The organism is Flavobacterium turcicum, assembly GCF_011365745.1.
GTDB classification, from domain to species: domain Bacteria; phylum Bacteroidota; class Bacteroidia; order Flavobacteriales; family Flavobacteriaceae; genus Flavobacterium; species Flavobacterium turcicum.
The window spans coordinates 104,893-125,448 of sequence record NZ_JAAOBY010000002.1 but is presented as its reverse complement, the minus strand read 5'-3'; the positions used below and the strand labels follow the sequence as shown (position 1 = coordinate 125,448).

Annotated in this window: 19 protein-coding genes; 13 read left to right on the top strand and 6 right to left on the bottom strand. The window is 35.0% G+C overall.

Going from position 1 to position 20,556, the window contains the following annotated elements; genetic code table 11:
* Positions 1–11 precede the first annotated feature (11 nt).
* Positions 12–833: a dihydropteroate synthase gene (gene folP, locus G9Q29_RS04495; protein WP_166133770.1), complete on the bottom strand. Its 822-nt coding sequence runs from the start codon at positions 831–833 to the stop codon at positions 12–14.
* 151 nt (positions 834–984) lie between these two features.
* On the opposite strand from folP, the gene G9Q29_RS04490 reads away from it, so the two are divergent.
* The 4 genes from G9Q29_RS04490 (at position 985) to tpiA (ending at position 4,165) form a co-directional block, all read left to right on the top strand.
* Entirely contained in the window at positions 985–1,533 is a 549-nt protein-coding gene (locus tag G9Q29_RS04490) for a DUF1599 domain-containing protein (protein ID WP_166133768.1), read from the top strand.
* Positions 1,534–1,542: 9 nt separating this feature from the next.
* Positions 1,543–2,643, top strand: a complete 1,101-nt coding sequence (locus tag G9Q29_RS04485) for a BT_3928 family protein (RefSeq protein WP_166133766.1) — start codon at positions 1,543–1,545, stop codon at positions 2,641–2,643.
* Between the two features lie 219 nt (positions 2,644–2,862).
* Positions 2,863–3,360, top strand: a complete 498-nt coding sequence (locus G9Q29_RS04480) for a TlpA family protein disulfide reductase (RefSeq protein WP_166133764.1) — start codon at positions 2,863–2,865, stop codon at positions 3,358–3,360.
* Between the two features lie 52 nt (positions 3,361–3,412).
* On the top strand, positions 3,413–4,165 hold the full coding sequence (gene tpiA, locus G9Q29_RS04475; protein WP_166133762.1) for a triose-phosphate isomerase: 753 nt from the start codon (positions 3,413–3,415) through the stop codon (positions 4,163–4,165).
* A gap of 58 nt (positions 4,166–4,223) precedes the next feature.
* Here the strand turns inward: tpiA and G9Q29_RS04470 are convergent, their stop codons facing one another.
* On the bottom strand, positions 4,224–5,447 hold the full coding sequence (locus G9Q29_RS04470; protein ID WP_166133760.1) for a porin: 1,224 nt from the start codon (positions 5,445–5,447) through the stop codon (positions 4,224–4,226).
* A gap of 94 nt (positions 5,448–5,541) precedes the next feature.
* Between G9Q29_RS04470 and prmA the strand changes: the two genes are divergently transcribed.
* The gene (gene prmA, locus G9Q29_RS04465) at positions 5,542–6,375 is read left to right on the top strand and encodes a 50S ribosomal protein L11 methyltransferase (RefSeq protein ID WP_166133758.1); all 834 of its coding nucleotides are present in this window, start codon (positions 5,542–5,544) and stop codon (positions 6,373–6,375) included.
* A gap of 48 nt (positions 6,376–6,423) precedes the next feature.
* On the top strand, positions 6,424–6,699 hold the full coding sequence (locus G9Q29_RS04460; RefSeq protein WP_166133756.1) for an ATP-dependent Clp protease adaptor ClpS: 276 nt from the start codon (positions 6,424–6,426) through the stop codon (positions 6,697–6,699).
* Between the two features lie 88 nt (positions 6,700–6,787).
* On the opposite strand, the gene G9Q29_RS04455 is transcribed toward G9Q29_RS04460, so the two are convergent.
* Both G9Q29_RS04455 and G9Q29_RS04450 read right to left on the bottom strand, forming a co-directional pair.
* A complete protein-coding gene (locus G9Q29_RS04455) occupies positions 6,788–7,204 on the bottom strand; it encodes a DUF6691 family protein (RefSeq protein ID WP_166133754.1) in 417 nt (138 codons plus the stop codon).
* A 19-nt stretch (positions 7,205–7,223) separates the two neighbouring features.
* The gene (locus G9Q29_RS04450) at positions 7,224–7,784 is read right to left on the bottom strand and encodes a YeeE/YedE family protein (protein WP_166133752.1); all 561 of its coding nucleotides are present in this window, start codon (positions 7,782–7,784) and stop codon (positions 7,224–7,226) included.
* Between the two features lie 162 nt (positions 7,785–7,946).
* Here G9Q29_RS04450 and G9Q29_RS04445 point away from each other — a divergent pair, with 162 nt between their 5' ends.
* From G9Q29_RS04445 to G9Q29_RS04430, 4 genes are all read left to right on the top strand, one after another.
* Complete coding sequence (locus G9Q29_RS04445; RefSeq protein WP_166133750.1) at positions 7,947–8,396, top strand: 2-dehydro-3-deoxyphosphooctonate aldolase; 450 nt, start codon at positions 7,947–7,949, stop codon at positions 8,394–8,396.
* Between the two features lie 158 nt (positions 8,397–8,554).
* Positions 8,555–9,373, top strand: coding sequence for a 3-deoxy-8-phosphooctulonate synthase (gene kdsA / locus G9Q29_RS04440; protein WP_166133748.1), 819 nt, complete (start codon positions 8,555–8,557; stop codon positions 9,371–9,373).
* Between the two features lie 18 nt (positions 9,374–9,391).
* On the top strand, positions 9,392–10,237 hold the full coding sequence (locus tag G9Q29_RS04435; RefSeq protein ID WP_166133746.1) for a hypothetical protein: 846 nt from the start codon (positions 9,392–9,394) through the stop codon (positions 10,235–10,237).
* A 220-nt stretch (positions 10,238–10,457) separates the two neighbouring features.
* A complete protein-coding gene (locus tag G9Q29_RS04430) occupies positions 10,458–11,546 on the top strand; it encodes a PAS domain-containing sensor histidine kinase (RefSeq protein ID WP_166133744.1) in 1,089 nt (362 codons plus the stop codon).
* Positions 11,547–11,619: 73 nt separating this feature from the next.
* On the opposite strand, the gene G9Q29_RS04425 is transcribed toward G9Q29_RS04430, so the two are convergent.
* Positions 11,620–12,888, bottom strand: a complete 1,269-nt coding sequence (locus G9Q29_RS04425) for a tetratricopeptide repeat protein (protein WP_166133742.1) — start codon at positions 12,886–12,888, stop codon at positions 11,620–11,622.
* Between the two features lie 38 nt (positions 12,889–12,926).
* Complete coding sequence (gyrA, locus tag G9Q29_RS04420) at positions 12,927–15,569, bottom strand: DNA gyrase subunit A (RefSeq protein WP_166133740.1); 2,643 nt, start codon at positions 15,567–15,569, stop codon at positions 12,927–12,929.
* A gap of 256 nt (positions 15,570–15,825) precedes the next feature.
* Between gyrA and G9Q29_RS04415 the strand changes: the two genes are divergently transcribed.
* From G9Q29_RS04415 to G9Q29_RS04405, 3 genes are all read left to right on the top strand, one after another.
* Entirely contained in the window at positions 15,826–18,372 is a 2,547-nt protein-coding gene (locus G9Q29_RS04415) for an ATP-dependent Clp protease ATP-binding subunit (RefSeq protein ID WP_166133738.1), read from the top strand.
* A 133-nt stretch (positions 18,373–18,505) separates the two neighbouring features.
* The gene (gene rimK, locus G9Q29_RS04410) at positions 18,506–19,888 is read left to right on the top strand and encodes a 30S ribosomal protein S6--L-glutamate ligase (protein WP_166133736.1); all 1,383 of its coding nucleotides are present in this window, start codon (positions 18,506–18,508) and stop codon (positions 19,886–19,888) included.
* A gap of 83 nt (positions 19,889–19,971) precedes the next feature.
* A complete protein-coding gene (locus tag G9Q29_RS04405; RefSeq protein ID WP_166133734.1) occupies positions 19,972–20,475 on the top strand; it encodes a DUF421 domain-containing protein in 504 nt (167 codons plus the stop codon).
* The last annotated feature ends 81 nt before the right edge of the window (positions 20,476–20,556 follow it).

The window sequence follows — 20,556 nt, the reverse complement described above, 5'->3', positions numbered from 1 at the left end:
TTGATTAATAATTATTTCAAGTTTTGAAGTAAAGTAACGCACTCCATAGCTTCTTTCACATCATGTACTCTCAGTATCTTAGCACCTTTGGTTAGCGCAACAGTATTCAAGACTGTTGTACCATTTAAGGCTTCCTGAGCGGTTGTTTCTAAAGTTTTATATATCATCGATTTGCGAGAAATACCAACAAGCAACGGCAACTCAAGAATATGAAAATGGTCTAATTTTTGGAAAATTTCAAAATTTTGAGCTACAGTTTTAGCAAAGCCAAAGCCAGGATCTACAATGAGGTCATTGATTCCAAAACTGCGTGCTAATGCTATTTTTTCAGAAAAATAAAACAGTACATCTTTTACTACATTATCATAATTTGTCAAAGTTTGCATCGTCTGCGGATTGCCACGCATGTGCATCATGATATAAGGAACATTGTATTTAGCCACAACTTCAAACATTTCAGCATCTAAACTCCCCGCCGAAATATCATTTATAAGAGCTGCACCGCTATCAAGAGTAGCTTTTGCAACAGCACTCCTAAAAGTATCTATCGATAATAATGTGTCAGGAAAATGTTTTAAAATCAATTCAATTACGGGCACAATGCGCTCAATTTCCTCTTGCTCGGTTACAAACTCCGCATTTGGCTTACTAGAATAAGCTCCTACATCAATAAAAGTAGCGCCTGCCTGAAGCATTTTTTCTACCTGAGTCAAAAAAGCAGTTTCATCTTTATACTTTCCACCATCAAAAAAAGAATTGGGTGTAATATTTAAAACCCCCATTACCTTCGGACTACTTAAATCGATTAAATTTCCTTTACAGTTAATTGTCATTTTATACTTGTTTTAATTCAATTCCTTTTGTGGTAAGGCCCAAACCAGCAAGATGAAAGTTTAATATGAGTGGTGTAACAACTTTGGAACTTTGAACTTCGGTCTTAATTCTTTACTTTTGAAAAAAATTGAATACAAATATACAGCAATAATGAAGAATACTTCACAAGAATATGATGCCGTGATTGCTACATGTCGCAGCCTTTTTGTTAACAAAATGAAAGATTACGGTTGTGCTTGGCGCATTTTACGACTCCCATCACTAACTGATCAAATTTACATCAAAGCACAGCGCATTAGGAGTCTTCAAGAAAACACAACTCGAAAAATTGATGAGGATGAAACAGGCGAATTTATCGGCATCATCAATTATGCGGTAATGGCTTTAATACAATTGGAACTTGGAGTCGTAGAGCAACCCGATCTTGAAGTGGCCAAAGCAACCGCTCTGTATGATGCTAAAATTTCTTTAACCAAAGAACTCATGGAAGCCAAAAATCACGATTATGGTGAGGCTTGGCGCGAAATGCGTGTGGCATCCTTAACCGATTTAATTTTACAAAAACTGCTTCGCGTAAAGCAAATCGAGGACAATAAAGGAAAAACATTGGTATCCGAAGGAATTGATGCTAATTATCAAGACATGCTTAATTATGCGGTTTTCGCACTAATTTTAATGGGCTTTGGCTCTCAAAAATAATTTCTTTACATGAAAAATTCAATTACTCAATTTTCAAGAATATTTGTCGGAATCCTTTTTATCATTTCAGGATTAATCAAGTTAAATGACCCAGTAGGATTCTCATACAAACTCGCCGAATACTTCAGCGAACCCGTTTTTAACCTACCAATTTTCGTCCCTTTTGCTTTAGCAATAGCGCTATTTCTTGTAATACTTGAAGTGGTTTTGGGCGTAATGCTATTAATTGGCTACAAAACAAAGTTTACAGTTTGGAGCTTACTGATTTTAATTGTCTTGTTCACATTCTTAACTTTTTACTCGGCTTATTTTAATGTGGTAAAAGATTGTGGTTGTTTTGGTGATGCTTTAAAATTAACACCTTGGGAATCATTTACAAAAGATGTGGTATTGTTAGTTTTTATTTTGATTTTGTACCGAAACCAAAAACTCATCAAACCGTTATTTCCTGCCGCTTTGCAAAATACTTTGTTTTTAGCAAGCATTGCAGCTTCGGCATTCATGGGCTATTGGGTTTTAAACCACTTGCCTATCATCGATTTTAGACCTTACAAAGTGGGCAACAGCATTCAAGCAGGCATGAAAATTCCTGATGGCGCTGCAAAATCAGTAGTTGAAATGGTATTTATTTACAAAGTAGACGGTGTTGCTAAAGAATTCAAAGAAGCTGATTTAATGGCGATACCAGAAGGAGCCGTTTTTGTTGACCGAAAAGACAAGGTAATTACTGAAGGCTACGTACCGCCTATTCATGATTTTATTATGGAAAAAGATGGTTCTGATTATAAAGATGAATTTTTAAATGCTCCTAAATTACTTTTAATTACGGCTTATGATTTACCAAATGCTGATGCCGATGGGATGAAAAAGTTAGCAAATTTAAGTAAAACCGCTATCGCAAAAGGGTATCAGGTTGTAGGAATGACGGCTTCATTACCAGAGGATATAGCTGCGGCTCAAAAAAAATACGGTTACAATTTTGATTTTTATTTTTGTGATGCAATCACAGTTAAAACTATTGAAAGAGCAAATCCAAGTATTATACTTCTTGAAAAAGGTACCGTAAAACAAAAAGTACATCATCAAGACTTGGATCAAATTAAGTGGTAGAAAAAAGTTCAAATTACAAAGTCGTAAATACTCTCATGAGTTTTACGACTTTTTTTATGGTTGAACGTAAAATGATACAGAGCAAAAACGAAAATTTGTTACACAATTATTATACGATAACGATATAAATTTGTGATTTTCGAATAATAATTTCAAAAATGCTTTTTCTCTATTTGGCATTACATTTGTTTACGTAACTTTGTTAAAAAGAAAATAAAAATGAAAAAATTAATAGCACTATTTCTAGTAATCTTGAGCTGTTCATGTAATACTAATGCGCAAAAAACCGCATTCTCAAAAACAGCATTATCAGAGACGCTTTTGGCACCAAATGGTAGCCAAGTAGCATTTAAAAACATTTTAAAGAAACACAAAGGTAAAACCGTAGTAATTGAAGTTTGGGCTTCGTGGTGTGGTGACTGTGTAAAAGCAATGCCTAAGGTAAAAGAAATGCAAGCTGCTCACACAAATGTTGATTACGTATTTATTTCAATGGATAAAACTGCTGACAAATGGAAGTCTGGTATCGAGAAACACGCTTTGGTGGGAGATCACTATATGGCCAATGACCAAATGAAGGGTGTTTTTGGAAAAGCAATGGACATCGATTGGATACCGCGTTACATTATCGTGGACAAAACAGGTAAAATCGTTCTTTACAGAGCCATTGAAACCGACTTTGATAAAATTAACGAAACACTAGAAAGTTTAAAGTAATCTACTACTTTAACACACACGAAAAAACTAATAAACTTACAAGAGAATTATAATGAGAAAAAAGATTGTTGCTGGAAACTGGAAAATGCATAAAAATGCGGAGCAAACAGAAGATTTATTGAATGAATTAATCGCTAAAATTCCAACTGATACAGATACAAACGTAATTGTTGCACCTACATTTGTCAATTTAGCATCGGCAGTAGATCATTTAGAATTTACTAATATCAAGGTTGCAGCGCAAAACGTACACCAAGCTGAAGGCGGTGCATTCACCGGAGAAATTTCAGCAGACATGTTGAAAAGTGTTGGTGTTGATATCGTTATTTTAGGTCACTCTGAACGACGTGCCATTTTTCACGAAACTGATGCACTCATTGCAAACAAAGTTAACACAGCTTTAGAACATGATATGACTGTTATTTTTTGCTTTGGCGAAGAATTAAAGGACCGTCAATCAGCCAATCATTTTAATGTGGTAGAAAACCAATTAAAAGATGGTTTATTTCAAATTGAAGCAAAAGATTGGGAGCAAGTTGTTTTGGCTTACGAACCAGTTTGGGCTATTGGCACAGGTGAAACTGCTTCGCCAGAGCAAGCGCAAGAAATGCACGAATTCATCAGAGAAACTGTTCGCAAAACATACGGAAATGATATCGCTGATACTGTTTCTATACTTTACGGAGGAAGTGTTAAACCTGAAAATGCAAAAGAAATTTTCTCTAAGCCAGATGTTGATGGCGGATTAATTGGTGGTGCTGCTTTAAAAGCAGATGATTTTGTTGCAATTGTTACTGCAATCTAAAACAACTCCTATTTAAAACAAAAAAAACCGATGCTCTAACAGCATCGGTTTTTTTATTTTAGATCCCAATTTCAATTTGAAAACGGGCGTACCAATTATTTTTTCTGTCACCTGAATAAAAAGTTAGTGTATCAAAACTAATTTCACCTTGTACTTTAAAGGCATGTTCCCAAATATACTTGGTGAGTCCTAAACTATATTGTTTGGTATTGGGAGCCAAAGTCTGAATATCAGTTCCGACCTTTTGAGTTGAAAAACGACCAATTACTTCATAATTTGATACAAAATTATAGCTGACTTGATGGTCAAATCCATGACCAACATAAGCAAAATTAAAAAGGCTTGCGTCAGTAGGGCTAAAAGTAACAGCGTTCTTACTCGTGGTTCTAGACATATAACTACTCATGAAAGCCCAACCATTGTATTTGAGCATAGCATCCAACAAAACGGATTTCATAGTTCGAGCTTGAAATAAATCATTTCCTAATTGTCCTTGCGTTCTCTTGGCTTGATTATTTTGCTGAAAAGCTCCGGAGAGCATTAATTTAGGCTTTGGTTCTCGCACAATATCTCCCTCAAAATAACTACCGTCTTTTGCAAAAGCGCCAAACGGAAACAATTCTACTTTACCAGTTACAGCTAAACCTGCATCAGCGTTATCGGTAATATTTCGGCCTTCTCCCGTTGAAATGGCAGTTTTAAAATTATACGAAAACGCATCCTTAAATTCATTCAAATTGTGAACTTGAAAACCAAAATCACGATCAATAGTAAACTTAGCATTATTGATGGAGCGATCGGTCAACTGCAATCCTCCTGACGAATTTACACGTTGTCTATTTCCAGGTAATTTCGTTTGACCAAAACTGAGATTCCAATTTTTGTTGGGTCTGTAAAATAGCACAGCATCGCGAATAATGTTTATATTTTCTCCCTCTCTAAATTCACCTACATCGCCCGGGGCAAATGACAATTGCACCGCATATAAAAATTTTGGTGAGCCCACATAACCATCCAAGCGCAATCGCAACCTACGAATTTGCCCATCATAGGAAGCTGCAGCTCCTTCATTATCTAAGTAGGTAACTCTGTTTTGCATTCGGAACCTAATATTTAATTGGTACAAGCTATCTGGCGAAGTGATCCCAATTCCTTTTCCAAAACTATAATAGGGCAAAGCAGAAAGTTTTAAATCATTGTCTTGATTGCTTCGTTTAATAGACACTTGAGCAGAACAATTCATGTAAAAAGCAAGCGCAATGATTAAGGCAATTTTTTTCATTATTTTGTTGTGTGTTTGTCCTACAAATGTAAAATATTATTTAAATATCAAATGCATTTGCTACGCTATTGTTACCTTTGCAAAAAAAATAAGCATGTCAAACATTTATATAGGCTACCATTTTACGATAAGTCCAAAAGAATTGGGTTCAGAAATTTTAATTGCTGAATTAGGAGAAAAAGCATTTGAAAGTTTCACCGAAACAGAAAACGGCATCTCAGCTTTTGTACAAAAAGACCTTTGGGACGAAATGATTTTAGAAGGAGTACAAATTTTAAGTTCAGAAGAATTTGAAATTGATTACACATTTGAAGAAATCGAGCAAGTAAACTGGAATGAAGAATGGGAAAAAAACTTTGAAGCAATTGACGTAGACGGGAATTGCCATGTGAGAGCTCCTTTTCACCCAAAAACTGATGCAGAGTTTGATATTGTAATTGAACCAAAAATGAGTTTTGGAACTGGTCACCATGAAACTACACACATGATGATTCAGCATTTACTAGAAATGGATGTTACTGGTCTTAAAACACTAGATATGGGTTGCGGAACGGCAATCTTAGCTATTTTAGCTGAAATGAAAGGCGCACAACCAATTGATGCTATTGATATTGACAATTGGTGTTATTTGAACTCGATTGAAAATGCAGCACGCAACAATTGCAAACACATTACCGTGTATGAAGGCGAAGCTGCTTTACTTGCAGGGAAAAATTACGACTTGATTATTGCCAACATCAATCGCAATATTTTATTAAATGATATGCAAAGATATGTGGATTGTTTAAATCCGGGTGGGACTTTGTTGTTGAGTGGCTTTTACCAAGAAGACATCCCGTTTATCGATGCGTCATGCACTGAAAAAGGGTTGACCTATGTTAAAAAATTTGAAAGAAACAACTGGGTATCATTAAAATACGTAAATTAGAACTAATATTTGTAAAAAGTAATAATCACAGTACAAAAAGCAAATAAAATGAGTACTAAAGAAAAAGTTAGAGAAAGAGTCAGTTTAAAAGAGGCTGTGCAGCTTGAAAATGAAATTATAGTGTACAACGACGATGTCAACACTTTTGATCATGTTATTGAAACTCTCATTCGTGTATGCGATCATACTCCTGAGCAAGCAGAGCAATGTTCCTTAATTGTACACTATAACGGAAAATGTACCGTAAAAACGGGACCTATTGAAAAGCTAAAACCGCAATGTACGCAACTGCTCGAGGCAGGAATTAGCGCTGAAATAGTGTAATTAATTCGTTTAAAAACAATAAAAAAACCTATTCTTGATTTGATCTCGAGTAGGTTTTTTGCTTTAATTTGAGTTTACTACTTCTAGTTTAATGAGGCAATTTTGAACGAATGACACCGTACAAAAAGGTACCCAATAGCGCGCCAAACAACACAATAAGTACACTCCAAAAACCTGCGCCAATTAATATAAAAATTGGTCCTGGACAAGAACCAACTAATGCCCAACCCAATCCAAAAATAAGACCACCAATCCAATATCTGGCATTTCCTTTTTCCTTATCAGGAATATTAATCGCTGCACCTGAACTGTCCTTAACATTAAAACGCTTGATTAGCTGTAACCCTATTACTCCAGTTACAATTGCAACGGTAATAATACCAAACATATGAAAAGATTGAAATTGAAACATTTCGTAAATTCGGTACCACGAAACGGCTTCGGACTTTGTAAGGACAATTCCAAAAACAAAACCCACTAAAAGATATTTTATTATATTTTTCATTTTGAACTATTTAAAATGATTAGGATAAAAGATAAGGCAAAATAAAATGAGCCATCAATAAGCCTCCGATAAAAAAGCCAATAACCGCTTTTAAAGATGGAATTTGCAAATTGCTCAAGCCAGAAATAGCATGACCAGACGTACATCCGCCGGCATAACGGGAGCCAAAACCAATTAAAATTCCGCCAATAACTAATAAAATAAGAGTGGCAGGATTTGCAATTGCATCAGACCCAAAAAGAGCCGCAGGCATCAGTTTACCATTTGGCGCATCAATACCCATTTGTTCTAATTGTATGACTGTAGCAGGATTTAAACTAACGTTAGAAGGGTCGCTCATGAATTGAACTGCTACAAATCCACCAAGCATAGCACCCAGGACCACAACTAAATTCCAACGCTGCGATTTCCAATCAAAATTAAAAAATGAAACCTTTTTACCCAATCCAGACATTGCACAAAGTGAGCGCAGGTTCGAAGACATCCCGAAAGCTTTTCCAAAATAAGTAAGTGCCAGCATTATCATACCAATCAAAAAACCTGAAATATACCAAGGCCAGGTTTGAAAAATTATTTCCATATTCTTGAATTTTTTAGACAAATATAAGAAGCATTTGCAAAGTTCAATTAACACTTGTAATTTTTGAATGTAGAAATACAATACATATTAGTTTCAATTATCTTTGTTTTAGAAATTGAACTCGTAAAAAGCGCTACAAACAAATATAAAAAACCACCTAGCATGAAAAAATTACTCCTCTTAACCATCTTGGCACTACAACTAAGCTCTTGCACTAGCACCAAATCAACTTTAAAAAACACCGATGACTCGGCACCAAACCTACGATTGAGCGAAAACAACACCTTTATAATTACTCAATTTAGCACTGATAAAAAATATGGATACGACAAAGATTACCCGATAAATTTATTTTTTAGCGGAACAGCAAATACAGCCATTAACCAAGAACGATTTTTGAATGCATTGGCTGGGCCAAAAGGCGAAAAAATAAGTTATGAAAAATTAGAAAGCTGTTGTCCTTTTCCAACCACAAAAAGCGATATGGGTGCAGGTTTCTTAGATGTATATCAGATTAAATGGCAAGGTCAAAATAAACCTGTTTTACTTTACTTAAACATCTATGAAAAAGGAATTTTGATGGTTCCCGTGGGTTTTACTTTAAAAAAATAATCGTTCCTAGCCCTGATAGCAGTGGAAATCCTTTTGCTTTTTATTTTCAAAAAGCAAAAGATTGCAACGGATAGCAGGAAAGAGCTCCTAAAAAAAATAAAATCGCCAACAAATTTGTAAAACCTGACTATCTTTGCAACTTTAAAAAACAACACATTATGAACATACAAGATATCCCTTTAGTTAAGCATACTGATAGCGGCAATTTTTTCTTATTGGCTGGACCATGCGCTATTGAAGGCGAAGAAATGGCATTACAAATTGCTGAAAAATTAGTTGGAATTACTACCAATCTTCAAATTCCATTTGTATTTAAAGGTTCCTTTAAGAAAGCAAACCGTTCTAGAATAGATAGTTTTTCGGGAATTGGAGACGAAAAAGCTTTAAAAATTCTAAGAAAAGTTTCTGAAACTTTTAATATTCCAACCGTTACTGATATTCACACCAATGAAGATGCTGACATGGCTGCTCAATATGTTGATGTATTGCAGATTCCTGCTTTCTTAGTACGTCAAACTGACTTGGTAGTTGCAGCCGCTAATACTGGTAAAGTTGTGAATTTAAAAAAAGGACAATTCATGAGTCCAGAAAGTATGAAGCATGCCGTTCAAAAAGTGCTGGATTGCAACAATACCAATGTGATGGTTACGGATAGAGGAACAATGTTTGGGTACCAAGACATGATTGTTGATTTTAGAGGTATTCCGACAATGCAAAACTATGCTACAACGGTACTTGATGTAACGCACTCTTTACAACAACCCAATCAAACTGCAGGTGTGACGGGTGGACGCCCAGATATGATTGAAACGATTGCCAAGGCCGGAATTGCAACAGGAGTAGATGGAATTTTTATAGAAACACATTTTGATCCTGCTAATGCTAAAAGTGACGGTGCTAATATGCTACATTTAGATTATTTTGAAGCTTTAATGACTAAGCTTGTGGCTATTAGACAAACTGTGAATAAATTCTAATTTTTGAGAACTAAACAATTGAAAAAAATAATTTTTATATCTGCATTTTTAACAGTTTTGGCTGGAAATAGGGTTCAAGCTCAAGACGATATTAAAATTCAAGATAAATATACAGCACACAATAAAGGGAAGTTTTTTGTATCATGGGGCGGAAACAGAGAAACATATAGTAAATCTGATGTGACTTTTAAGGGTGCTGATTATAATTTCACCCTAAATAACATAACGGCGCATGACAAACCTAAGGGTTGGCACGTTGACTATATCAACCCCACTAAAATGACCATCCCACAAACTAATTTGCGTTTGGGTTACTTTATTAATGATCATTATAGTGTAGCCCTTGGAGTTGACCACATGAAATATGTGATGACTCAAGGTCAAACGGCTAATATTAGTGGTACAATTGCAGCAGGAACGCCTTTTGACGGAGTATATAATAATTCCTCGATTGAATTGACTGAAGATTTTTTAATGTACGAGCACACCGATGGTTTAAACTATGTACATACTGAAGTATCGCGTTATGATGATATTTCCAAACTATTTAAAATTACGAATACTGATAAAATTCAAGTGAATCTTACGGAAGGTATTGGCGCAGGAGTACTTTATCCGAAAACTAATACTACTTTGCTTGGCAAAGAGCGACACGACGATTTTCATGTTTCAGGATATGGAGCTTCGGTAAAAGCAGGTGTAAATGTTACTTTTTTTAAACATTTTTATATTCAAGGAGAAATCAAAGGCGGTTACATCAACATGCCAGACATTCGCACCACGCAAAGCACCGCGGATAGTGCTTCACAAGATTTTTTCTTTTTGCAAAGAATCATAGCTTTTGGTGGGATATTTAAACTATAACACTATCACAATAATTCAAAGTACAAAAAAACAGATTCTACAACAAAGAGTCTGTTTTTTTGTTTAAGATTTAATGTTAAAAACATTGTGATAAAATTACCCGTGTAATAGACAAATATTGACTAGATTTGGAAACGAACTGTTTAATCGTCAAAACAAAATATAAACATTTCTTAATTTTTTATTTAGCTTAGAAACAGTATCATTAGGTGAAATAATCATGACTAAAAACAAAGAAAATCCTGATTCTGAGGGAATTTATCATTTTGATAATTTCTTTAAAATATCTGCAGACTTTATTTGTATTGCAGGTTTTGACGGTTATTTTAAAAGAATAAATCCAGCTGTGTCTCGAACATTAGGATACACAGAAGCAGAACTTTATGCTAGACCTATAAGTAGTTTTGTGCATGAAGCTGATTTAAAAAATACAATTGAAACCAGGGAGCAGGTCTACAAAAACAAACCACTTCTTAATTTTGAAAATCGATACTTAACAAAAAGTGGAGAAATCATTTGGTTGTCGTGGACTTCAATGCCTGTAATGGAAGAAAAGTTAGTATATGCTATTGCAAAAAATATTACTCATACAAAAAAAAGGGAAGAAGAACGCAATATTTTACTAGCAAAACTAACTCAAATCAATAAGGAACTTACAGTACTTTCACATAAAACTTCGCATGATTTAAAATCGCCACTGAATAATATGCTTGCTGTTTTCAACTTGATAGACAGTTCGAAAATTGACGATAGCGAAACTCTAGAATTAATAAACATTTTACAGGAAACAAGTCAAAATTTAAGAAATACACTCAATGATTCACTTGATCAACTACTTGTTAATGAAAATTTACACGCCCAAATTGAAACCCTAAATATTCCCGAAACTTTGGCGTTAGTAACAGCTTCAATCAAATCATTGGTTTTAAACTCTAAAGCTACTATAGCAACTGATTTTACTGCTTTTGACGAAATAGATTTTAATAAAGGCTATTTGCAAAGTATCTTTTTAAACCTGTTAAGCAATGCCATTAAATATAGTAAAGCTGATAGTTCACCAAATATTTTTATAACTACAAAATATAATAATGGTATCAAACAATTAATTTTTAGCGACCAGGGAATTGGTTTTGATTTAGAAAAAGTAAAAGATAAAGTCTTTGGCCTCTATGAAAAATTTCATGATAATTCAGACAGTAGTGGCATCGGATTGTATCTGGTTTACAATCATATCAGCAGTTTGGGCGGCAATATTTCGGTTAATAGTAAAACGAATGAAGGAACCACTTTTACCATTTCGTTCAAATAATTTTAAAAACCTACAAAACATAAAAAAACCTGTCTCTTTCAAGACAGGTTTTTTATTTAAATACAATTTTGAATTACATTTTTGCTTTCAAAGCTTTTGCCTCAGCAGTCATTTCAAGAGCATTATAAACACCTAATAATGTTTTAGATACATCTTGATTTGTTGGATTTAATTCAACTGCTTTTGCTAAGAATGGAATCATTGCTTTGAACAAATCTTCTCTTTTCTTTTTCAATTCATCGTAACGTTTTTGATCTTTAGTAGAATTTCCTAATTTATTCATCTCATCAATGATTACCTTCTCATCTTCCAATTTCATGGCAGCAAGATTAATGTAAGCATTCACGTATTGAGGATTGATATCGATTACTCTTTTATAATATTTCTCAGCATCAACTACGTTTTTCGCATTAGCGCTAAGAACACCCAAATTAAAAATTAGCTCGGCATCATTCGGATTCTTTTCTAAAATTTCAGAAACTAGTTTTTTGTAAGTGTCATAGTCTTTCGTTTCTAGGTACAAATTAGCTTCGGTCAAAGCCAAAGACCCATCTTCTGGATTTGCTTTACGTGCCTCTGAAATTGCTTTTTTAGCCTCCTCAACTCTTCCTTTTTCAACCAAGATTAAAGCCATGTTTTTAATAATCTCTCCTCTTTTTGAAGGTACAACCTCTGTTCTTGGTTTTTCATGTGTACCAAGTTTCACCATACGGTCTCTTTCTTGTGCAGTTGTAAAGAAGTCCTCCTGAGAAGTTAACTTATTTACAGCAAAAAAACTGGTGCCCTTACCAGAATAATTCAAAGTTTTCAGAGTCCCATAAAGTTCCAAAGCTTTGTCGTAATCTTTAGCATTTACATAAGTTGAAGCTGCATAGTACAAATTGATGGTATCTTTTTTATCTAACAAGTAGGCATCGTATAACTTTTTAGAACTTTCTGCATGTTTTTCAATTTTAGAATCTGCAATAGCACTATTGATCAATTTAATTTTGATATCAGTTACTGATTTTGTTGCTTGTGCAGAAAATTTTGATTTCCCTGACGCTTTTTCAGCATCAAGCAAATCTTGAAAAGCTTTGGCAGCGGTTGAAAGACTAGCATCGGTATTTACATTTTTATTAGCTAAATCTAGGTATGTATTTCCTTTAACAAAAAAGAATTGTGCCTTTTCAGCATCTGCTGCATTAGCAATTAATGACTCCGCCTCAGTTAAAAATGTGGCCGCCTCTTGAGATTTACCACCTTTTAAAGCCTTTTCAGCAGCTTTAATTTGGTCTTTTTGAGCAAAAGTAGTTACTGATATCAATAACGCTGATGCTAATACTACATATTTACTGTTCATGGTATTCTAATTTAATTTATAATTGTTTTAATTTATGTTTATTCTTCAGATTCTTCTTCGTCTTCAACATCTTCGTCGTCCTCGATAACTTCATCTTCGTCGTCTTCATCCTCTTCAACAACTTCTTCTTCTAACACTTCCAATACAGGTTTAACTCTTTCGATAGCAACTGTTTCTAAAACATTTCCATCTTCGTCAACAACAACCTCGGCAACATCGTCTTTCATTACTTTAGTTACCGCAGCGATTGAGTCTTTACCTTTCAAATTGATCAATTTCACTCCTTGAGTTGCGCGCCCCATTACACGTAAATCTTCAATTGCCATTCTGATTGTAAGTCCTGATTTATTAATAATCATTAAATCATCAGCATCAGTAACTGCATTAATCGATATTAAGTTTCCTGTTTTCTCGGTAATATTAAGTGTTTTGACACCTTTACCACCACGATTAGTAATACGGTACACATCTTCTCCATCCTCGTCAACTAATTTGGTACGTTTTCCGTATCCGTTTTCAGTTACAACAAGAATTTGTGAATCGTTGATATTATCTTTGGCTACAGTAACCATGCCAATTACTTCATCCGACTCGTCTTTCAAGCTAATTCCGCGAACCCCAGACGCTGTTCTACCCATTGGTCGTGTTTTAGTTTCCTCAAAACGAACAAGTTTACCTGATTTAACTGCCAAAATAATTTGACTTTCGCCATCAGTTAATTTTGCTTCAAGTAACTCATCACCTTCTTTAATTGTAATAGCCGCCACCCCATTTACACGCGGTTTTGAGTATTTCTCTAATGAAGTTTTCTTTACCTGACCTTGTTTTGTAACCATGATTAAGTTGTGACTATTGATATAATCTTTGTCCTTAAGGTCTTGGGTACAAATGAAAGCTTTAACTTTGTCATCGCTTTCAATGTTCACTAAGTTTTGAATGGCTCTACCCTTAGCTGTTTTACTTCCTTCTGGAATTTCGTACACACGCATCCAGAAACATTTTCCTTTTTGAGTAAAGAACATCATATATTGATGGTTTGTAGCCACAAACATGTGTTCTAAGAAATCTTGATCGCGAGTTCCTGCGCTTTTTTGTCCAACTCCACCTCTATTTTGAGTTTTGTATTCTGTTAAGTTGGTACGTTTGATGTAACCTGCATGCGAAATTGTAATTACAACATTTTCATCGGCAATCAAATCCTCAATACTAACGTCTCCACCAGAATATTGAATGGTAGAACGACGCTCATCACCGTACTTATCACGAATTTCTTCAAGTTCTTCTTTTATCAAAGCCGTTCTCAAATTAATATCAGCTAATAATGCTCTTAAATGATCAATCAATTTCATGATCTCTTCGTACTCCGCTCTTAACTTGTCTTGCTCCAGACCTGTTAATTGACGTAAACGCATTTCGACAATGGCACGAGATTGAATATCAGATAACTGAAATCTCTCCATCAATTTATTACGAGCTTCCTCAGTATTTTTAGACGCCTTAATTAATGCTATTACTTCGTCAATATTATCTGAAGCAATAATCAAACCTTCTAAAATATGAGCTCTTTCTTCGGCTTTGCGTAAATCAAATTGTGTTCTACGAATAACCACATCATGACGGTGCTCTACAAAATAATGAATCATATCTTTCAGATTCAACATTTGCGGACGTCCTTTTACCAAGGCGATGTTGTTTACACTAAATGAAGACTGTAATTGTGTAAACTTATAAAGTGTATTTAAAACTACGTTTGGAGTAGCATCACGTTTTAAGATGTACACAATACGCATTCCGTTTCTATCCGATTCATCACGAATATTAGCAATACCATCGATTTTTTTATCGTTTACCAAATCAGCAGTACGCTTAATCATGTCTGCTTTATTGACTTGGTATGGAATTTCAGTAACAATGATACACTCCCTTCCATCTACTTCTTCAAAACCAACTTTAGCACGCATGACAATACGTCCTCTTCCAGTTTTGAAAGCTTCACGAACTCCTTCGTACCCATAGATAATACCTCCTGTTGGAAAATCAGGTGCTTTAATATGTGTCATCAACTCGTCAATCTCAATATCGTTATTGTCGATATAAGCTAATGTTCCATTAATTACTTCGGTAAGGTTGTGTGGTGGCATGTTAGTAGCCATACCTACTGCAATTCCTGTTGCGCCGTTTATTAATAAAGTCGGAACACGCGTGGGCATTACTTTAGGTTCATATAAAGTATCGTCAAAATTCAATTGAAAATCGACTGTTTCTTTTTCGATATCTGCCATGATTTCTTCAGAAATCTTGCGCATTCTAGCCTCAGTATAACGCATTGCTGCAGGACTATCACCATCAACAGACCCAAAGTTACCTTGACCGTCAATTAATAAATAACGCATGCTCCATTCCTGAGCCATACGCACCATGGCATCGTATACAGAAGTATCACCGTGCGGATGGTACTTACCAAGAACCTCTCCTACAATTCTGGCGGATTTTTTATGGGCTTTATTTGAAAAAACTCCTAAATCATACATACCATAAAGAACTCTTCGATGTACAGGCTTTAAACCATCTCTAACATCTGGAAGCGCTCGAGATACAATTACAGACATTGAATAATCAATGTAAGCTGACTTCATTTCATCTTCTATGTTAATAGGAATTAACTTTTCTCCTTCAGACATAAGTTGTTATATTAAAATATTATATTAGTTTCAAAACGTGCCAAGATACACTTTTTAGATTTTTTTTTACCAATTTACAGCAACATATTTCAATGATTTATTAACAAAATCAAACCTGCTTTTAGTTGATAATTTAAGGTAAATTTAACTCTTAAATCGTGATATTTTTTGTCTCTTAGCTGACATGCGCAACAAGAGGAACGGTTTTTGTTTTTCAAAATGCAATTCATTAAATTTACGAGATCAAATATATAATATGGATGATAATTTTTCACCAAGAGTAAAAGACGTTATAACCTACAGTAAGGAAGAAGCCTTGCGTTTGGGTCATGACTTTATAGGTACTGAGCATTTAATGTTAGGTATTTTGAGAGATGGCAGCGGAAAAGCGATTCAGATATTGAACAACCTAGATATTGATCTAGAACATTTGCGTCGAAAAGTAGAAATATTAAGTCCTGCAAGCCCTACCCTAGAGGTCAATGTAGAAAAGAAAAATTTACATTTGACTAGGCAGGCAGAGCGCGCCTTAAAAACTACTTTTTTAGAAGCAAAAGTATTCCAAAGTACCTCAATAAGTACCGCACATTTACTGCTATGCATCTTAAGAAACGAGAACGATCCTACAACCAAGCTATTGAATAAGCTAAAAATAGATTATGATATAGCCAAAGAACAATACATTAATATGACGCCAAACGACGAAGATTTCAGAGAAAACTTGCCACGCAATGAGTCTTACAATGACGATTCAGGACAAGATGACAGTTTGAAAGAAGGAACTTTCAACAATCCGACAAACAAATCCAATAAAAAATCAAAAACTCCAGTTCTGGACAATTTTGGTCGTGACTTAACCGAAATGGCCGAAGAGGGCAAGCTAGATCCTGTCGTAGGACGCGAGAAAGAAATAGAACGCGTATCGCAAATTTTAAGCCGTCGCAAAAAAAACAATCCTTTACTTATTGGCGAACCAGGAGTTGGAAAATCAGCAATTGCAGAAGGTTTAGCGCTTCGTATTATACAAAAAAAGGTTTCGCGTACACTTTTTAACAAGCGAGTGGTAACTTTAGATTTAGCAAGTTTAGTTGCTGGAACAAAATACCGAGGACAGTTCGAAGAGCGTATGAAAGCGGTCATGAACGAACTTGAAAAAAACGATGACATTATTTTGTTCATTGATGAAATCCATACAATCGTTGGGGCTGGTGGCGCTACAGGCTCATTGGATGCATCTAACATGTTTAAGCCGGCTCTGGCTCGTGGCGAAATTCAATGTATTGGAGCTACAACTTTGGATGAATACCGTCAATACATCGAAAAAGATGGCGCATTGGAAAGACGCTTTCAAAAAATCATTGTTGAACCGACTTCAGTTGAGGAAACAATTACGATTTTGAACAACATTAAAAACAAATACGAAGATCACCACAACGTGACTTTTACACCTGAGGCAATTGAAGCCTGTGTAAAATTGACCGACAGATATATGTCTGATCGATTTTTACCAGACAAAGCAATTGATGCACTTGACGAAGCAGGTTCACGTGTACACATTACCAATATCGAAGTACCGAAGCAAATTTTAGATCTTGAGCGTCAATTAGAAGAAGTTCGCGAGATGAAAAATGTAGTGGTTAAAAAACAAAAATACGAGGAAGCTGCCAAACTGAGAGACGATGAAAAACGCATCGAGAAAGATCTTGCTATTGCTCAAGAACAATGGGAAGAAGATGCTAAAAACAACCGCATTGAAGTAACTGAGGATAATGTAGCCGATGTTGTTTCAATGATGAGTGGCATTCCCGTAAACCGTATTGCACAAACAGAAAGTAACAAACTTGCAAAATTACCAGAGCTAATTGAGAACAAAGTTATTGGTCAAAAAGAAGCCGTTGTTAAAATAGCACGCTCTATTCAGCGTAACCGTGCAGGATTAAAAGACCCAAATAGACCAATTGGATCGTTTATCTTCCTTGGTCAAACAGGAGTTGGTAAAACACAATTGGCTAAAGTTTTAGCAAAAGAATTATTTGACTCAGAAGATGCGTTAATCCGTATTGACATGAGCGAATACATGGAGAAATTTGCCATTTCAAGATTAGTGGGTGCGCCTCCAGGATACGTAGGCTATGAAGAAGGCGGACAACTTACTGAAAAAGTAAGAAGAAAACCTTATTGTGTAGTATTATTAGACGAAATCGAAAAAGCACATCCTGATGTATTTAATATGTTACTTCAGGTTCTTGATGACGGATTTTTAACGGACAGTTTAGGTAGAAAAATTGATTTTAAAAATACAATTATAATCATGACCTCTAATGTGGGTGCCAGACAATTAAAAGACTTTGGTCAAGGCGTTGGATTTGGTACAGCTGCAAAAGTGGCCCAAGCAGATGACAATTCGAAAAGTATTATTGAAAATGCTTTGAAGAAAACATTTGCTCCTGAATTTTTAAACCGCATTGATGATGTAATTGTATTCAACGCACTTGAAAAACATGATATTGATTTGATCATTGAAATCGAACTGAAAAAACTATATGCTCGTGTGGCTGAATTGGGTTACAATTTAAACCTTTCAGATACTGCAAAAGCATTTATTGCTGACAAAGGTTTTGACAAACAATTTGGTGCTAGACCACTAAAAAGAGCGATACAGAAATATGTAGAAGACACACTCGCCGAAGAAATAATTACTTCAAAAATTCTAGTAGGTGACGAAATTTTCATGGATATCGAAGAAGGAGCTCAGGAATTAACTGTAAAAGTGCACAAAGCTGGCGAAGCAAGTAACTTGTAAAAACCACTTTTTAATTGATAATAAACCCGTTACGTTTTTATAACATAACGGGTTTATTCTTTACAGTAAACCAACATTTTGTGAAAACAAATAGCTACATTTGAATTTTAAAATAAGATTAAATCCGCAATTTATGTCAGATAATAAAGTAATTTTAGGTAGCGAAGAATGGTGTTCTTTTCCAGAATTAGGCATTCCTACCATAAAAGCCCGTGTCGATTCAGGTGCTAAAACATCAGCATTGCATGCTATTAACATCGCACCCTTTATCAAAAACGATAGTAACTGGGTAAAATTTGACATTAATCCCATTCAAAATAACTTAAAGACAGTAATTCATTGCGAAGCTCCACTAATAGACAAACGTATTGTAAAAAGTTCAAGTGGTTTTAGAGAACACCGCTATGTAATCCAAACTAATGTTCAACTTGGTAGCGGGCAATGGCCTATAGAAATGACTTTGACCAATCGTGATTCCATGGGTTTCCGTATGTTATTGGGTCGTGAAGCTATGAGCGGAAGAGTATTAGTTGACCCAGAGCAAAAATATTTACTAGGACAACCTACGAGCGATACTTTAAAAGAATTATACAAAAATTCAGAAAAGGCAAGTTCAGGATTACGCATCGGACTTTTGGCCAGTAACCCAGAATTATACAGCAACAAACGTATCATGGAAGCTGGCGAAATGCGCGGTCACGAAATGCACTTTCTCAACATAAAGGAGTGCTACATGAAATTGGATGCCAAAACTCCTGAAATTCACTATCGTGGTGGTAAGATTCTAAATCAATTTGACGCGATAATTCCGAGAATAAGACCAAGTATCACTTTTTATGGCTGCGCATTAACACGACAATTCGAAGCTTTAAAAGTATATTGCTTGAACTCATCTAACGCTATTACACAGTCGCGTGACAAATTATACTCGTTACAATTGTTACTCAATCATGGTGTTGCTATTCCTACAACAGGATTTGCCAATTCACCTTTGGATACAGATGATTTAATTAAAATGGTGGGCGGATCTCCTTTAATTGTAAAATTACTTGAAGGTACCCAAGGAAAAGGTGTCGTTTTGGCAGAAACTAAAAAAGCAGCGGAAAGTGTTATTAACGCCTTCAAAAGTTTAAATGCCAACATTTTAGTTCAAGAATTTATAAAAGAAGCTAATGGAAAAGATATCCGATGCTTTGTAATTGACGGAAAAGTAGTTGCTGCTATTCAACGTGAAGCAATGCCGGGAGAATTTAGAGCTAATATTCACTTAGGTGGAACTGCATCCGTTATTAAAGTAACTCCAGAAGAAAAGAAGATCGCCATTCGTGCAACTAAAGCAATGGACTTAAAAGTGGCGGGTGTTGATATTATTCGATCTTCAAAAGGCCCCTTGTTACTTGAGGTAAATTCTTCTCCGGGACTGGAAGGTATTGAAGGAGCCACAAATAAAGATATTGCTGGCGAAATGATTAAGGCAATTGAAAAAAACTTTAGACAAAAAATAGAGCTTAAATAAATTTCTGATTGACATTTCATGCCAATAAATGATTTAAACTTTGATCTGCCTGAAGAAAAAAATAAAATAATAAACCTAAATAAATGAACGAGTACTTAACTATAATTCTTAGAAGTAGTGCCGTTTATTTTTTTATGGTGGTTGCATTACGGCTCTTTGGAAAGAAAGAACTATCTCAGTTGAACACAGCCGATGTGATATTAATTTTACTCATCAGCAATTCAGTCCAAAATGCAATGGTGGGAGACAATACCAGTTTGTGGGGCGGACTAGCTGCAGCTTCGGTTCTTTTTACGATTAATTTTACTTTAAAAAAACTAATGTACAAATACCCTAGTTTTAGTAATTTCATGCAAGAAAAACCAGAAGTATTGATCCATAATGGTAATCTCGATTTCAAATCCTTAAGCAAATTGAACATCACGTCGGACGAGTTAAAAGAAGCTATGCGCGAACACGGAGTCGAACATTTTAAAGATGTAAAACTTGCAATGTTAGAAATTGATGGTAATATAAGTATCATTTCAGGCCAAGAAAACATTAGACAAACCTTCCACAAACGAAAAAATACTCATCATTCGAAATAGCCGACAGTTTTACAGATCTATAATGATATTATATAGTACAAAGTCAGAAAAAAATAGCCATAAAAAAAACCATTCTGAGAA

Excerpts from the sequence above, each read along its gene's own strand:
- G9Q29_RS04455 (WP_166133754.1), bottom strand. The coding sequence starts at position 7,204 with ATGAAAAATATAATAAAATATCTTTTAGTGGGTTTTGTTTTTGGAATT.
- tpiA (WP_166133762.1), top strand. The coding sequence starts at position 3,413 with ATGAGAAAAAAGATTGTTGCTGGAAACTGGAAAATGCATAAAAATGCG.
- G9Q29_RS04450 (WP_166133752.1), bottom strand. The coding sequence starts at position 7,784 with ATGGAAATAATTTTTCAAACCTGGCCTTGGTATATTTCAGGTTTTTTG.
- kdsA (WP_166133748.1), top strand. The coding sequence starts at position 8,555 with ATGAACATACAAGATATCCCTTTAGTTAAGCATACTGATAGCGGCAAT.
- prmA (WP_166133758.1), top strand. The coding sequence starts at position 5,542 with ATGTCAAACATTTATATAGGCTACCATTTTACGATAAGTCCAAAAGAA.
- gyrA (WP_166133740.1), bottom strand. The coding sequence starts at position 15,569 with ATGTCTGAAGGAGAAAAGTTAATTCCTATTAACATAGAAGATGAAATG.
- G9Q29_RS04430 (WP_166133744.1), top strand. The coding sequence starts at position 10,458 with ATGACTAAAAACAAAGAAAATCCTGATTCTGAGGGAATTTATCATTTT.
- G9Q29_RS04415 (WP_166133738.1), top strand. The coding sequence starts at position 15,826 with ATGGATGATAATTTTTCACCAAGAGTAAAAGACGTTATAACCTACAGT.
- G9Q29_RS04405 (WP_166133734.1), top strand. The coding sequence starts at position 19,972 with ATGAACGAGTACTTAACTATAATTCTTAGAAGTAGTGCCGTTTATTTT.
- folP (WP_166133770.1), bottom strand. The coding sequence starts at position 833 with ATGACAATTAACTGTAAAGGAAATTTAATCGATTTAAGTAGTCCGAAG.
- G9Q29_RS04490 (WP_166133768.1), top strand. The coding sequence starts at position 985 with ATGAAGAATACTTCACAAGAATATGATGCCGTGATTGCTACATGTCGC.
- G9Q29_RS04425 (WP_166133742.1), bottom strand. The coding sequence starts at position 12,888 with ATGAACAGTAAATATGTAGTATTAGCATCAGCGTTATTGATATCAGTA.
- rimK (WP_166133736.1), top strand. The coding sequence starts at position 18,506 with ATGTCAGATAATAAAGTAATTTTAGGTAGCGAAGAATGGTGTTCTTTT.
- G9Q29_RS04460 (WP_166133756.1), top strand. The coding sequence starts at position 6,424 with ATGAGTACTAAAGAAAAAGTTAGAGAAAGAGTCAGTTTAAAAGAGGCT.
- G9Q29_RS04480 (WP_166133764.1), top strand. The coding sequence starts at position 2,863 with ATGAAAAAATTAATAGCACTATTTCTAGTAATCTTGAGCTGTTCATGT.
- G9Q29_RS04470 (WP_166133760.1), bottom strand. The coding sequence starts at position 5,447 with ATGAAAAAAATTGCCTTAATCATTGCGCTTGCTTTTTACATGAATTGT.
- G9Q29_RS04445 (WP_166133750.1), top strand. The coding sequence starts at position 7,947 with ATGAAAAAATTACTCCTCTTAACCATCTTGGCACTACAACTAAGCTCT.
- G9Q29_RS04485 (WP_166133766.1), top strand. The coding sequence starts at position 1,543 with ATGAAAAATTCAATTACTCAATTTTCAAGAATATTTGTCGGAATCCTT.